Source organism: Bradyrhizobium sp. (assembly GCF_050014615.1).
Classification (GTDB): domain Bacteria; phylum Pseudomonadota; class Alphaproteobacteria; order Rhizobiales; family Xanthobacteraceae; genus Bradyrhizobium.
This window is the reverse complement of sequence record NZ_JBEKCZ010000028.1, coordinates 1-13,462: the sequence shown is the minus strand read 5'-3', so window position 1 is coordinate 13,462 and position 13,462 is coordinate 1. Positions and strand designations below refer to the sequence as shown.

The following is a 13,462-nucleotide window of genomic DNA, read 5'->3' as shown; positions in this document are numbered from 1 at the left end:
CTCACCGTCATGCCCGGGCTTGTCCCGGGCATCCACGTCTTCGTGTCCCATGAAGTCAAGACGGGGATGGCCGGGCATAGGCGAGCGGAAGCGACGCCGTCCTTCGGACGGCTACGGCCCGGCCACGACGGCTAACTAATTCCTCAAGCCGCCGCGTTCGGGAAACGGTAGGCCTTGAACTGGTCGCGCAGCGCGGTTTTCAGGATCTTTCCGGTCGCGGTGTGCGGAATGCCGTCGACGAACACGATGTCATCCGGCATCCACCATTTGGCGATCTTGCCATCCATGTATTTGAGGATGTCCTCGCGCGTGGCGCTCTGGCCCTGCTTGAGCTGCACGATCAAGAGCGGACGCTCGTCCCATTTCGGATGGTGGATGCCGATCACGGCGGCTTCCGCGACCGCGGGATGTCCGACCGCGAGATTTTCCAGATCGATCGACGAAATCCATTCGCCGCCGGATTTGATCACATCCTTGGAACGGTCGGTGATCCGCATGTAGCCGTACTGGTCGATGGTGGCGACGTCGCCGGTGTCGAAATAGCCGTCGGCGTCGAGAATGTTGGTATCGACGCGGAAATAGGCCTTCGAGACCGCCGGGCCAGCGACTTTCAGCCGGCCGAACGTCTTGCCGTCCCACGGCAGCTCCTTGCCGGCATCGTCGGTGATTTTCATCTGGACGCCGAACGGCGGGTAACCCTGGGTCTGCAGAATATCGAGCCGAGCCTCGCCGGTCAGCTCAGCGAAGGGCGGCTTGAGCGCGGCCAGGGTGCCGATCGGGCTCATCTCGGTCATGCCCCAGGCGTGGCGCACCTGCACGCCGCTGTCGACGAAGGCCTTGATCATCGACCGCGGCATCGCCGAGCCGCCGCACACCACCATGCGCAGATGCGGCAGTTTCAAATTGTTGGCGGCCATGTGGTTGAGAAGCATCAGCCACACCGTCGGCACCCCGGCGGTATGTGTCACCTTCTCGGTTTCCAATAGCTCGAATACCGACGCGCCGTCGAGCTTGGCGCCGGGCAGCACCAGCTTGGTGCCCATCGAGGGCGCGGAGAACGCGATGCCCCAGCTGTTGGCATGGAACAGGGGAACCACCGGCAGCATGGTGTCGGCGGCATTGGCGCCCAGCGAATCGCCGCTATTGGCCATCAGCGCGTGCAGCACGTTGGAACGATGCGAATACAGCACGCCCTTGGGATCGCCGGTCGTGCCCGACGTGTAGCACATCGCGGCCGCGGTATTTTCGTCAAAGGTCTTCCACTTGAAATTGCCATCCGCCTCCGCGATCCAGTCCTCATAGGCGACCGCGTTCTTCAGCGTGGTCTGCGGCATATGCGCCTTGTCGGTGAACACGATGTAGCGTTCCACGCTGGGAAGCTTGTCGGCGATTTTTTCCAGCATCGGCACAAAGGTGATATCCGTCATCAGCACACGGTCTTGCGCATGGTTGACGATCCAGGCGATCTGATCGGGAAACAGCCGCGGATTGACGGTATGGCAGATCGCGCCGATGCCCATGATGCCGTACCAGGCTTCAAGATGGCGCCAGGTGTTCCACGCGATGGTGGCGACGCGGTCGCCGAGCTTGATGCCGTCGCGATCGAGGCGCTGCGAAACCTTCAATGCGCGATCGCGGATTTGGGCGTAATTGGTGCGGTGGATGGGGCCCTCGACCGAGCGCGTGACGATCTCCTGCGTGCCATGGAACGCTGCGGCGTGCTCGATAATCCGGTGACAAAGCAAAGGCCAGTCTTGCATCAAACCGAGCATACGGACGTTCCTCCTGTTATCGTTTGCCGCAGGTCTTCACGGAATTGGCATGAACTTTAGCGCGGAGAAGGCACGCCGCAAATGGCCTTGTGGCGGCTTGCGCTGCAGCGCAGCGGGAATGGTTACCGCTGCGGCCGTGGTGCTGATGCTGTGCGGGCCAGCCGTATCAGCGGCGGCGGCGCGCCAGGCCGCGCGAGATCCCTGGAGCGGCCTGTTCGGGGAGAGCCGGCCGAAGCCGCGCCGGACCGCGCGCACGGTGCCGTTGCCGAAGCCGCGTCCGGCGGAGGCGCCGGCGATCGAGGCGGACACGCCCGTGGATGGAAAACCGGCCCCCGTCGAGGCGGACCGGCCGGCCGAGCGGGTCGCGCCGGCACCCCAGCTCTCGGCCTGCCGGGTGGCGCTGTCGGAGGCGATCGCGATCGCTCCCAGCATTCCCGACATCCATGGCGCCGGCGGCTGCGGCGGCGAGGATCTGGTGCGGCTGGAGGCTGTGGTGCTGCCGGACGGGCATTTGGTGCAGGTCAAACCCGCGGCGATCCTGCGCTGCGCCATGGCGTCGGCGATCGCGGACTGGGTCCGCACCGACATCGCGCCGCTAGCGGCAAGTCTCGGCAGCACCGTCACCGATCTCGACAATTTCGACTCGTTCGAATGCCGCGGGCGTAACCGCGTCGTCGGCGCTCCCTTGTCCGAACACGGCCGCGCCAACGCGCTCGACGTTCGCTCCTTCAAGCTCGCCAACAGCCGGTCGATTTCGCTGACCGATCGCACGGTGTCGCGCGAGCTGCGCGAGAACGTGCTGCATTCGGTATGCGCGCGGTTTTCCACCGTGCTGGGGCCCGGCTCGGACTGGTATCACGAAGACCATATCCATCTCGACCTGATGGGACGGCATAACGACTACAAGATCTGTCAGTGGAATGTGTGGGACCCGCTGCCGCTGATCGCGCCGCTGCTGCCGGCCGAGCGTCCGGACCAGGCGCCGCAGCGCGAAGCCGCCAAATCCGACGCCGCCAAACCGGATGCTGCCCCAGATCCGGCCGAGCCGGATGCCGACGCCCAGCCGCCGACGAACAAGCCGACAACGAAAAAGCGTCAATAAAAGAAAAGCGCCGGTAAACCGGCGCTTTGGATATCGTCGACGGTGTCAGCCGATGCGGCTACTGCACCCTTGCGCCGCCGATATTGGTGCCGAAACTGCCATCGTTTTGCGACGCCATCTTCGAGCTGGAATTAAACGGGGAGTCGCCATGATGCGGCTCCAGCACCACCACGATGGTGCCCATTTTCACCCGGTTATACAGATCGATCACGTCTTCGTTCGTCATTCGGATGCAACCGGACGAGATCGACTGGCCGATATATTCCGGCTGGTTGGTGCCGTGAATCCGGAACAAGGTGTCCTTGCCGCCCGAATAAAGATAGAGCGCGCGCGAACCCATCGGATTGTCGGGACCCGGCGCCACGAAGGTGGGAACGCCGAGACGCTCGATTTCACTCTTGGTCGGATGCCAGGGCGGCCACTCGGTCATGCTGCCGACCTTGGCGATGCCCGACCACGCCATGGCTTCCTCGCCGACGGTGATGCCGTAGCGGATGGCCTTGCCGTCGTTCTGCACGAGATAGAGATAGTGGTTGTCGGAATCGACCACGATCGAACCGGGCGCTTCCTTGCGATGATAATCGACGATGGCGCGACGGTAAGCTTCCGGGATCGCCACATTCTCGTAACGAATCTTCGCCAGCAATTCCTTGTCGTGCGGCTTGAAATTACTGGTATTGGTCGCCTCGTAGCTGGCGGTTTCCATGCAGCCCGACAACATCAGGCCGGCGGCCAGAACGCCCAGTGTTAGCTTCAGCGACGACATGGTGGCTTCCAATCGAAAGTCTTGCGATCGCGGCGCCCATATTGGGCCCTAAAGGCGACGATTCCATTAATAGCATTATCGCCTAGATTGGGAATAATTCCAGTGCCTGGATGCCTGTCCCGCGCTGCGGGACCCTGGCTGTGTCTTTTTTGCCTCAAGTCCCCGCGGTTTCGTCTCATTTTTGGGCAGTCGGGCCTGGAGGTCTATTCGCCGCCACCCCAGCGCCATCGCGTCGCCGCAAATCCTGGGTGGGGGCGGGGGCAGGTCGCCGTCATGAAGCGCTTGCCAGAATCGAGCTAAGTCCTGTTGGGTGGTTTGGCCCGTCCAGTTCCGGAGTTCCCCCATGTTCTCGGTGTTCATCCCCTCCGAATCCTCCCTGAAGAAGGCGGTCTCCGTCGACCTCGCCGCGCTGCCCGAAAGCGCGGTCTGGATCGATATGGTCAAGCCGACCGCGGCCGAGGATCATGCGGTGGAAGGACTGGCCGGGATCGCCGTGCCGACCCGCGAGGACATGCAGGAAATCGAGATTTCCAGCCGGCTCTATATCGAGAACGGCGCGCGCTACATGACCGCCAGCCTGATGTGCGCGGCCGACACGGAATCGCCGCGGATCACGCCGGTAACCTTCATCCTGTCCGGCCACCGCCTGGTGACGGTGCGCTATGACATCCCGAAACCGTTCGCGCTGGTGGAGAACAAGCTGGCCCGCGCCGCCGCTCCCGGCATCAATGGCGAGGGCGTGTTGATGGAACTGCTCGATGCGGTGATCGACCGCTGCGCCGACATTCTGGAGCGGGCCGGCGCCGATGTCGACGCGGTCAGCCACGCCATCTTCGAGCCCGAGGGCGCCGCGCGCACCGGCCACGCCAAACGCTATTCCGAAATCCTGATCACGATCGGACGTAAAGGCGATTTGACCTCCAAGGTGCGCGAGAGCCTGGTTTCGATCGGCCGCCTCGTCACCTTCATCACCGCCGAGGCCGACAGCGTCAAATGGTCGAAGGAGATGCGGGCGCAGCTCAAGACCATGCAGCGCGACGTCGCGTCGCTGACCGACCACGCCTCCTACCTCTCCAACAAGATCACCTTCGTGCTGGATGCGATGCTCGGCGTCGTCAATCTCGAGCAGAACAATATCATCAAACTGTTTTCGGTGATGGCGGTGGTGCTGATGCCGCCGACCCTGATCGCCTCGATCTACGGCATGAATTTCAAGGTCATGCCGGAACTCGAATGGGAACACGGCTATCCCCTCGCGGTGCTGATGATGGTGGCCGCCGCGGTACTTCCTTATTTCCTGTTCAAATGGAAGAAGTGGTTGTAGCGAGCGCTCGCTATCCGCAGACAAAGGTTAAGAAAACGATGGCGCGTCCATCGACCACTGCCTCAATTGCTCCGCTAAAATTTGAGCATTGCGCTGAACGTTTATGCGACGGCTTTCTGCGATAACGCTGTCTCTGCTCAAGAGGACAGCAATGGTTGAGAAAGTCATAATGCAGGGGCGCAACGTCATCGATTTCGCCCGCTATCAACAGGGCCGCAACGCCGCCGTACTGGCTATGTCGGCGCGGACCTGTCGGCATTGCGGCGCGGCGCTGTCGGAAGGCGAGAACGAAGATGAATGTTCCAGTACCTTCAATATCGTGACGCACGACCTGCGCGGCGGCCCGCGCAAGTTCCGCGCGGATTGATTGGGCTGCGTCATTCCGGGGCGCGCGATAGCGCGAACCTCAGATGCGCCATTGCGCATCGGGGAATCTCGCGAACAACCTCTGGATTCTGGGTTCGCTCGTCTCACTCGCGTCCTCAGATGCTCAATTGCGCATCGGGGAATGACGAGTTGAGCGTTTACACGTGCTGGCCGCCGTTGATGTGGATCTCGGCGCCGTTGACGTAGGAACTGGTCTCGGTGCACAGCACATAGATGATCTTGGCGACTTCATCGGGGGTGCCGAGGCGATGCAGCGGGATCTGCTGTTCGACGATTTTCTCGGTGCCCGGCGACAGGATCGAGGTGTCGATCTCGCCAGGCGCGATCGAATTGACGCGCACCCCGATGCGGCCGAAATCCGATGCCATCTCGCGGGTCAATGAGGCCAGCGCCGCCTTCGAGGTGGCGTAGGCCGCGCCCGCGAACGGGTGCACGCGGGAGCCCGCGATCGAGGTGACGTTGACCACCGAGCCCTTGGCGGCTTTCAATTCCTCGATCAGCCCACGCGCCATCATGATCGGCGCAAAGAAATTGACCCGGAACACATGGCTCCAGGTGTCGATGTCGGTATCGACCGAGCCGAGCCGTCCGCCGCCGGCGGCCTTCGGCGAGATCGCGGCATTGTTGACCAGCGCATGCAGCTCGCCGCCCTCCAGCCGCTCGCGAATTTCCGAAATCGCCCGCGTGGTGTCGGCATGATCGGCGAGGTCGACCTGGATGTGATCCTCGGGTCCGGCACCCCACGGGCATTCCTCGGGGAACGGATGGCGCGAACAGGTGATGACGCGCCAGCCGGCCGAGGAAAAGCGGATCACGGTCGCATGGCCGATGCCGCGGCTGGCTCCCGTCAGCAGCAGGGTGCGCCGTGGCGCGTTGGAGGAATTCGGCATGGCGGTCCTTCAGGCTCGGGTCATCAGGGATATAGCCGCGTCCTGGACCATGGCTGATCCGGCGTGGCGCGGCGGAATTCGATGCGATCGTGCAGGCGGAACGGGCGGTCATGCCAGAATTCGATCCGCAATGGGGCGATGCGCCAGCCGCTCCAGCCGGGCGGGCGCGGTACGTCGCCGATGATGTGCCTGGCGGCGACCTTGGCGATCGCCTGCTCGAAGGCAAAACGGCTTTCCAGCGGCTGCGACTGCTTGCTGGCCCAGGCGCCGATCTGGGCCTGCTTCGGCCGGGTCGCAAAATAGGCGTCGGCCTCGGCCTCGGTAACCGGTGACACATTGCCGCGGATCCGCACCTGCCGGCGCAGCGATTTCCAGTGAAACAGCAAGGCCGCTTTGGGGTTGTCGGCGAGTTCGCGGCCCTTCTGGCTCGCAATATGGCTGTAGAACACGAAGCCCTTGGTGTCATAGCCCTTCATCAGCACCATCCGCACGTCAGGCAGGCCGTCGGCGTCGACCGTGGCCAGCGACATGGCGTTGGGATCGTTGGGTTCGGCCTTCGCCGCTTCGGCGAACCAGTCGCCGAACAGCGCAAACGGCTCCTCGGCCGCGGTGAAATCACCGGATGTTAAGGGTGTCGGGTGTTTGATGGAGGTCGTGTCCGTCATCCAGGGAGTTCCGAGTTGCGCCCGCCCGCGGCCCAGAGCGTGTTGCAGCCCCCATATAGGCTCTTTCTATATAGGGCATGGGGACGCGTTGGCCTATCGGCGATCGGGCCGGCCGGCGCCATGCTGACACTGATTCTGATCGGCGTAGGTACCGGGGGCTGCAGCATGTCCCGCACCGACGGCGCTTTCGCCAAAATGGGCGACAACGATCTGACCGGCTCGATCGGCGCGTTCCAGGCCAGCGCGCCGGCCCCGACCGAGACCGATCTTGCCTTTGCGCGCAATGCCGCCTCCGACGTGCTGACCAAGGGCGACAAGGATTCCAGCCAGCCATGGGAAAACCCGGAGACCGGCGCCCGCGGCTCGGTGACGCCACTGGCCCAGGCCTATTCCCAGGACGGCCACACCTGCCGGGATTTTCTGGCAAGTTATGTCAATGGCCGGTCGGAAAGCTGGCTGCAGGGCGCGGCCTGCCAGTCCAGCCAGGGCCGATGGGAAATCCACACCTTGAAGCCGTGGAGACAGAGCTAAAGGGGGGTGCCCGTTGCAAAAATGCCACGAACACCCCAGATGAACCCAAGACTGAGTTGAAAGACACTGAGTTGAAAGACGCTGGGTCGAGAGACCCGAAGTTTGAAATCTGCTTTCCCTGAAGGAGACGTAACGGATGCGCGACCCCTATGAGGTCTTGGGGGTGCCGCGGGGCGCCACTGCTGCGGCGATCAAGAGTGCCTATCGCAAGCTTGCCAAGAAACATCACCCCGATGCCAACAAGAACGATCCGAAATCCGCAGCGCGCTTTTCCGAACTGAACTCGGCCAACGAGATCATCGGCGACGAGGACAAGCGCAAGCAGTTTGACCGCGGCGAGATCGACGCCGAGGGCAAGCCGCGCTTCCAGGGTTATCCTGGTGGCGGCGACCCGCGTGCGCGCGGGGCCTCGCCCGGCGGCGGCTTCCAGAGCCACAGCTTCCGTACCGGCGGCGCCGGCGCGGGCGGCTTTGGCGGTGGCGGCGGTTTCGAGGACATCCTCAACAGCATGTTCGGCGGTGCTGCGGCGCGCGGCGCGCGGCCTGGCGCGGGCGGCACTTTTGAGTTCGACCCTGGTTCGATCGCGCTCGATCTCGATCTCAGCGTCGCCATGACGGTGTCGCTGGAGGAGGCGGTCCAGGGCGCGGAGAAACGCGTCCGGCTGCCGACCGGCAAGGAGCTCAATGTCAAGATTCCCGCCGGCGTCACCGCCGGCCAGCAGATCCGGCTGAAGGGGCAGGGCGAGACCGCGGCCGGTCACCCGCCCGGCGATCTCCTGATCACGGTCAGCATCGCGCCGCATGCCTTCTTCAAGGTCGACGGCAGCGACCTGCGCGTCGATCTGCCGATCACGCTGTATGAGGCCGTGCTCGGCGGCAAGATCCGGGTGCCGACGCTCGGCAGCGCGGTCGAGCTGTCGATCCCGAAAAATACCTCAACCGGCCGGACCTTTCGGCTCAAGGGCAAGGGCCTGCCGAAGCCCGGCGGCAGCGGTGATTTGTTCGTCACCACCCGGATCATGCTGCCGGACGGGAACGATGCCGAGCTCGAGGCGTTGATGCAGAAGTGGCGCGACGGACACCCCTATAATCCGCGCAGCGATCTATAGCGTTTTCGAGCGGGATTGCATCGCGCCGCCGAAAAGGTGCAGCCTCGACCGGGGACCAGCGCGGTAAAACCCGATCGAGGCCGCTTGCGTCGATCGGCGGATCGAACGCTTTGCATTTTCGCGCGAGCACCCGGTGCGATTTTGAGACGCGCCGATGTCTTGATTCCAGATTCTTGATGTCGGAATTGGGACGCCGAGCGGTGGCTACCGATCGGTGCGCCCGTCACCCGCCGTTCTTCTCGGTCTGGTCGTAGACCAGCCGCGCGACCTGATTGAGCCGGTCCTTGTCAACCGGGCCGCTCAGCACATAGCCGACCCCGTCTTCCGACCAATACATCGCGCCCGAATTCTCGGCGGCGGTGTAGCGCATCTGCGCGGTGCCGGTCTGCGCGCGCGAAGTATAGAGCGTGAAGCGCTCGCCCGAGGCGCTCTCATACATCAGAAAGGATGCCGGTCCGGTCGGGCCGGGCAACAGCCGCCCTCCGACCAGCTTCAGCCCGGTCCCGTCCAGTTCCGGCGCACGGACGTCCCAGCCGCAGCGCTTGGTCAGCCAGAGCTGCAGATGCGCGCGTTCGTTTCCCGGCACCTCGACCGGATGGCGAACCTCGACGACATAAAGCCGATGCGCATCCAGCGCATCCAATGTCAGGTTCTGGAACGCCGACGGCGAAGCCGCCACGCCCCGCGCCAGCCAGCCGACGCCGCCGCCGCAGACAAACGCCACCAGCGCCGCGGCAACCGTGCCATAGATCCAATGGCGCGGCCGCCGCACCAGGCGCTCGATCTCAAGCCGCTTCGGCACCGCCTCGTCGGCGACGGAGTCGTAGCGCGCATGCAGCGCCTCCGCCATCGCGCGCCAGGATTGCACCCGCCCGGCGTCTTCAGGATGCGCCGCCAGCCACGCCTCGACATCGCCGCGGCGTTCCGCCGGCAGTTCGTTGTCGACGAAGGCATGCAATTCGTCTTCGGTGACGGGAATCGTTGGATCGGTCATTGTCATTGTCTCTTCTTGGTCGAAATCATCCCGGTGTTCTTGCCTTCACGCTTGGCCGGTGAAAGCAAGATAGGCCGTCTCCTCGTTATCGTTTCCCCACCATCAGCGTACGCCATGCCGGTCATCACTTCACCCGTCGCAACGCCGGGCGTTCGCCCTCCAGCGAGGCTTTCACATGCGCACGGGCCCGCGCAAGCCGTGACATTACGGTCCCGATCGGCACGCCCTGGATGTCGGCGACCTCGCGGTAGCTCAATCCCTCCAGCATCACCAGCAGCAGCACCGCGCGCTGCTCCTCCACCAGGGTGGCCAGCGCGCGGGCGATGTCGCGGCTTTCGGCCTCGGTCCCGCTGGCGTCGGGATTGTTGTCGAGCAGCGGCATGAATTGCGGCCGCCGCGCCAGCGATCGCCGCCGGTTCTTGTTGAGATTGGTCAGGATGGTGTAGAGCCAGCTTCGCACATCGCCGCCGAGAAACAGCCGTTCCGAACGCAACGCCCGCACCAGCGTGTCCTGCACCAGATCGTCGGCGACGTCGGCATCGCGCGTCAGCGCCCGCGCATAGCGGCGCAGCGCAGGAATCATGGCTTCGACGCTTTCTCGAAACGCGGTCATTGAAACTCGATCATGGTTCAGTCCGGCCGGCGTTGACTATTGGCCACCTCAACATTGGCCACCTCAACGCCTCCTACAACTAACACCGGCACCAAGGGGCTATTCCGATCATCAGGGTTGCGCCGCATACAGCCCCAAGCGGGGGCGGATTGGGGCTGTACCGGCTGCGGGGGCTGGTGTACCTCCAGACCGGTACGGTGGTTTCGCAGTTCTCTCGTGGCGTGTCGAAATATTGCTAATTGTGAATACGGAATACCAGATCAAGGTCGATTGGAAAGCGGATGGCGCCAAATTCAGGTCTGATGCAAGGCAAACGCGGGGTGATTCTCGGCGTCGCCAACAACCGCTCGATCGCCTGGGGTATCGCCAAGGCCTGTCACGCGGCGGGCGCGGAAATCGCCCTGACCTGGCAGGGCGACGCGCTGAAGAAGCGGGTCGAACCGCTGGCGAAGGAAATCGACGCCATCCTGCTCGGGCATTGCGACGTCACCGATCCCGCCACCATCGACGCGGTGTTCGACGTGCTGCAGCAGAAATGGGGCAAAATCGATTTCGTGGTGCATGCGATCGCGTTCTCCGACAAGGACCAGCTCGACGGCCGCTATCTCGAAACCACCGCGGATAATTTCTCCAAGACGATGCTGATCAGCTGCTACTCGCTGACCGCGGTCGCGCAGCGCGCCGAGAAGCTTCTGACCGATGGCGGCTCGATCCTGACGCTGACCTATTACGGCGCCGAGAAATGGATGCCGCATTACAATGTGATGGGGGTCGCGAAAGCCGCGCTGGAGGCGAGCGTGCGCTATCTCGCCGCCGACCTCGGTGAGAAAAATATCCGCGTCAATGCGATTTCGGCGGGGCCGATCAAGACGCTGGCGGCGTCCGGCATCGGCGATTTCCGCTACATTCTGAAATGGAACGAATATAACGCGCCGATGCGCCGCAATGTTACCGTCGAGGAAGTCGGCGACAGCGCGCTGTACCTGCTGTCGGACATGTCGCGCGGCGTCACCGGCGAGGTGCATCACGTCGATGCCGGCTACCACGTCGTCGGCATGAAGCGCCCCGAGGCACCGGATATTTCGCTCGGCAATTCCCCGGGCAAGGAATAGCCGACGTCACGATGCCCGCGCCTGTCATCTACTATATTCGCCACGGCGAAACCGCGTGGAACGCGGAAGGCCGGTTCCAGGGCTCGCAGGATATTCCGCTCAACGATCTCGGTCGCCGACAGGCCGCGGACGCCGGCGGCATTCTGACCGACCTGTTTGCACGCGATGGGCGCAACCGGTCGTCGCTGACCTTCGTGGCAAGTCCGCTCAGCCGTGCGCGCTCGACCATGGAACTGGTGCGCGGCGTGCTGAAATTGCCGACCGGCGGCTACGCAGTCGACGCCCGGCTGCGCGAAATCGGCTACGGCCGGTGGGAAGGCGCGACATTGGCGCAGATGCAGGCGTCCGATCCCGAGCTTTTCGCCGCACGGCTGAGCGACAAATGGACCATCCCGCCGCCGGATGGCGAGAGCTATGCTTCGGTGCAGGCGAGGGTGAGCGACTGGTACAACCAGCTCACATCGGACACCGTCGCGGTGGCCCATGGCGGCACCGCGCGGGCGCTGATGGTGGCGCTCGGCGTCGAGACATCAGACAGCGCCGCCGACCTGACCATCGAGCAGGGCGCCGTCTACGTGTTCGGCGATGGCGGGCTGAGGAAGTATAGTTAACTTCGGAGGGGTAGCGCGCTCTATCCGTCGTCATGCCCGGGCTTGTCCCGGGCATCCACGTCCTTTTACAAGCGCAGAAAGGCGTGGATGGCCGGGTCAAGCCCGGCCATGACGAATTGAGAGGTTTGACCGGCCAAGCCCCCCGCGTTACGACAGATTATGTTGACAATTGACGTGAACGTTAATTGTCAACGCAAACGGACGAACGCACCACACCATGTCCTTCAACACCTTCGGCCACCTGTTTCGGGTCACGACCTTTGGCGAAAGCCACGGCATCGCGATCGGCTGCGTGGTCGATGGCTGCCCGCCGCTGCTGCCGCTGACCAATGAGGACATCCAGCACGATCTCGACCGCCGCCGTCCCGGGCAGTCGCGCTTCACCACCCAGCGCCAGGAAGCCGACGCGGTGAAGATCCTGTCCGGCGTGATGGCGCATCCGGAAACCGGCGTCCAGGTCACGACGGGGACGCCGATCGCGCTTCTGATCGAGAACACCGACCAGCGCTCAAAGGACTATTCCGAGATCAAGGACAAGTTTCGTCCCGGCCATGCCGACTTCACCTATGAGGCCAAATATGGGCTGCGTGATTATCGCGGCGGCGGGCGTTCGTCGGCGCGCGAGACCGCGACAAGGGTCGCCGCCGGCGCCATCGCCCGCAAGATCCTGCCCGGCGTCACCGTGCGCGGCGCGCTGGTGCAGATGGGCCCGCACAAGATCGATCGCGACAAATGGGACTGGGACGAGATCGCGCGCAATCCGTTCTTCTGTCCGGACAAGGACCAGGCCGCGTTCTTCGAAACCTATCTCGACAATATTCGCAAGAAGGGATCGTCGATCGGCGCGGTGATCGAGGTTGTAGCCGAAGGCGTGCCGGCGGGACTGGGCGCGCCGATCTATGCCAAGCTCGACGGCGAACTCGCTGCCGCGCTGATGAGCATCAACGCGGTCAAGGGCGTCGAGATCGGATCAGGGTTCGGCGCGGCCGAACTATCCGGCGAGGAAAACGCCGACGAGATGCGGATGGGCAATCAGGGCGTCAGTTTCCTGTCCAACCATGCCGGCGGCATTCTGGGCGGCATCTCCACCGGGCAGCCGGTGGTGGCGCGCTTTGCGGTGAAACCGACGTCCTCGATCCTGTCGCCGCGCCGCACCGTCGATCGCAAGGGCGCCGACACCGACATCCTGACCAAGGGCCGCCACGATCCCTGCGTCGGCATCCGCGCCGTGCCGGTCGGCGAAGCCATGATGGCCTGCGTGCTGGCCGATCATTTTTTGCGCCACCGCGGGCAGGTGGGCGGGTAGCGGCTGCGGGGTGGATTGGCGTCAGCGTCATCCGCCGTTAGAACTACCGAGACGGTGGACGACTTCTTGTAGCGCCGTGCCGAACCACACTCTGTGTCGTCCCTGCGAAAGCAGGGGACCCATAACCACCGGCGTTTGTTGCAAGGGAAGGCGACTGCCACATCATCAAGAACGCGCGGCCGCGGCGTATGGGTCCCGGCGTTCGCCGGGACGACATCGGGTGATGTAGCGCCAGCAAGCGTAGCCCGGATGAGCGAAGCGATATCCGGGACTAACTTCTG

General features: G+C 63.8%; 14 protein-coding genes. 8 read left to right on the top strand and 6 right to left on the bottom strand.

The window, feature by feature from the left end; all coding sequences use genetic code 11:
* Positions 1 to 143 precede the first annotated feature (143 nt).
* Positions 144 to 1,772 (bottom strand): fatty-acid--CoA ligase, encoded by a 1,629-nt coding sequence (locus tag ABR948_RS06940; protein ID WP_428115019.1) that lies wholly within the window; start codon positions 1,770 to 1,772, stop codon positions 144 to 146.
* A gap of 49 nt (positions 1,773 to 1,821) precedes the next feature.
* On the opposite strand from ABR948_RS06940, the gene ABR948_RS06935 reads away from it, so the two are divergent.
* Positions 1,822 to 2,874, top strand: coding sequence for an extensin family protein (locus tag ABR948_RS06935; RefSeq protein ID WP_428115017.1), 1,053 nt, complete (start codon positions 1,822 to 1,824; stop codon positions 2,872 to 2,874).
* Positions 2,875 to 2,932: 58 nt separating this feature from the next.
* On the opposite strand, the gene ABR948_RS06930 is transcribed toward ABR948_RS06935, so the two are convergent.
* The gene (locus ABR948_RS06930; RefSeq protein ID WP_428115014.1) at positions 2,933 to 3,640 is read right to left on the bottom strand and encodes a L,D-transpeptidase; all 708 of its coding nucleotides are present in this window, start codon (positions 3,638 to 3,640) and stop codon (positions 2,933 to 2,935) included.
* Between the two features lie 343 nt (positions 3,641 to 3,983).
* Between ABR948_RS06930 and ABR948_RS06925 the strand changes: the two genes are divergently transcribed.
* Both ABR948_RS06925 and ABR948_RS06920 read left to right on the top strand, forming a co-directional pair.
* Complete coding sequence (locus ABR948_RS06925) at positions 3,984 to 4,964, top strand: magnesium transporter CorA family protein (protein ID WP_428115012.1); 981 nt, start codon at positions 3,984 to 3,986, stop codon at positions 4,962 to 4,964.
* A gap of 151 nt (positions 4,965 to 5,115) precedes the next feature.
* Positions 5,116 to 5,331 carry a hypothetical protein gene (locus tag ABR948_RS06920; protein WP_428115010.1) on the top strand — a complete coding sequence of 72 codons (216 nt, stop codon included), beginning with the start codon at positions 5,116 to 5,118 and terminating at the stop codon, positions 5,329 to 5,331.
* A 157-nt stretch (positions 5,332 to 5,488) separates the two neighbouring features.
* Here ABR948_RS06920 and ABR948_RS06915 read toward each other — a convergent pair whose 3' ends face one another.
* Complete coding sequence (locus tag ABR948_RS06915; RefSeq protein WP_428115006.1) at positions 5,489 to 6,241, bottom strand: SDR family NAD(P)-dependent oxidoreductase; 753 nt, start codon at positions 6,239 to 6,241, stop codon at positions 5,489 to 5,491.
* A 23-nt stretch (positions 6,242 to 6,264) separates the two neighbouring features.
* Positions 6,265 to 6,906, bottom strand: a complete 642-nt coding sequence (pdxH, locus tag ABR948_RS06910) for a pyridoxamine 5'-phosphate oxidase (RefSeq protein ID WP_428115004.1) — start codon at positions 6,904 to 6,906, stop codon at positions 6,265 to 6,267.
* 120 nt (positions 6,907 to 7,026) lie between these two features.
* Here pdxH and ABR948_RS06905 point away from each other — a divergent pair, with 120 nt between their 5' ends.
* Positions 7,027 to 7,437, top strand: coding sequence for an RT0821/Lpp0805 family surface protein (locus tag ABR948_RS06905; RefSeq protein ID WP_428115002.1), 411 nt, complete (start codon positions 7,027 to 7,029; stop codon positions 7,435 to 7,437).
* Between the two features lie 136 nt (positions 7,438 to 7,573).
* Positions 7,574 to 8,545, top strand: a complete 972-nt coding sequence (locus ABR948_RS06900; RefSeq protein WP_428115000.1) for a DnaJ C-terminal domain-containing protein — start codon at positions 7,574 to 7,576, stop codon at positions 8,543 to 8,545.
* 223 nt (positions 8,546 to 8,768) lie between these two features.
* Here the strand turns inward: ABR948_RS06900 and ABR948_RS06895 are convergent, their stop codons facing one another.
* Positions 8,769 to 9,539, bottom strand: a complete 771-nt coding sequence (locus ABR948_RS06895) for an anti-sigma factor family protein (RefSeq protein WP_428114997.1) — start codon at positions 9,537 to 9,539, stop codon at positions 8,769 to 8,771.
* A gap of 124 nt (positions 9,540 to 9,663) precedes the next feature.
* A complete protein-coding gene (locus ABR948_RS06890; protein WP_428114995.1) occupies positions 9,664 to 10,152 on the bottom strand; it encodes an RNA polymerase sigma factor in 489 nt (162 codons plus the stop codon).
* A gap of 281 nt (positions 10,153 to 10,433) precedes the next feature.
* On the opposite strand from ABR948_RS06890, the gene fabI reads away from it, so the two are divergent.
* From fabI to aroC, 3 genes are all read left to right on the top strand, one after another.
* Complete coding sequence (fabI, locus tag ABR948_RS06885; protein ID WP_428114993.1) at positions 10,434 to 11,264, top strand: enoyl-ACP reductase FabI; 831 nt, start codon at positions 10,434 to 10,436, stop codon at positions 11,262 to 11,264.
* A gap of 11 nt (positions 11,265 to 11,275) precedes the next feature.
* Positions 11,276 to 11,875, top strand: a complete 600-nt coding sequence (locus ABR948_RS06880; RefSeq protein WP_428114990.1) for a histidine phosphatase family protein — start codon at positions 11,276 to 11,278, stop codon at positions 11,873 to 11,875.
* Between the two features lie 217 nt (positions 11,876 to 12,092).
* Complete coding sequence (aroC, locus tag ABR948_RS06875) at positions 12,093 to 13,181, top strand: chorismate synthase (RefSeq protein ID WP_428114988.1); 1,089 nt, start codon at positions 12,093 to 12,095, stop codon at positions 13,179 to 13,181.
* The last annotated feature ends 281 nt before the right edge of the window (positions 13,182 to 13,462 follow it).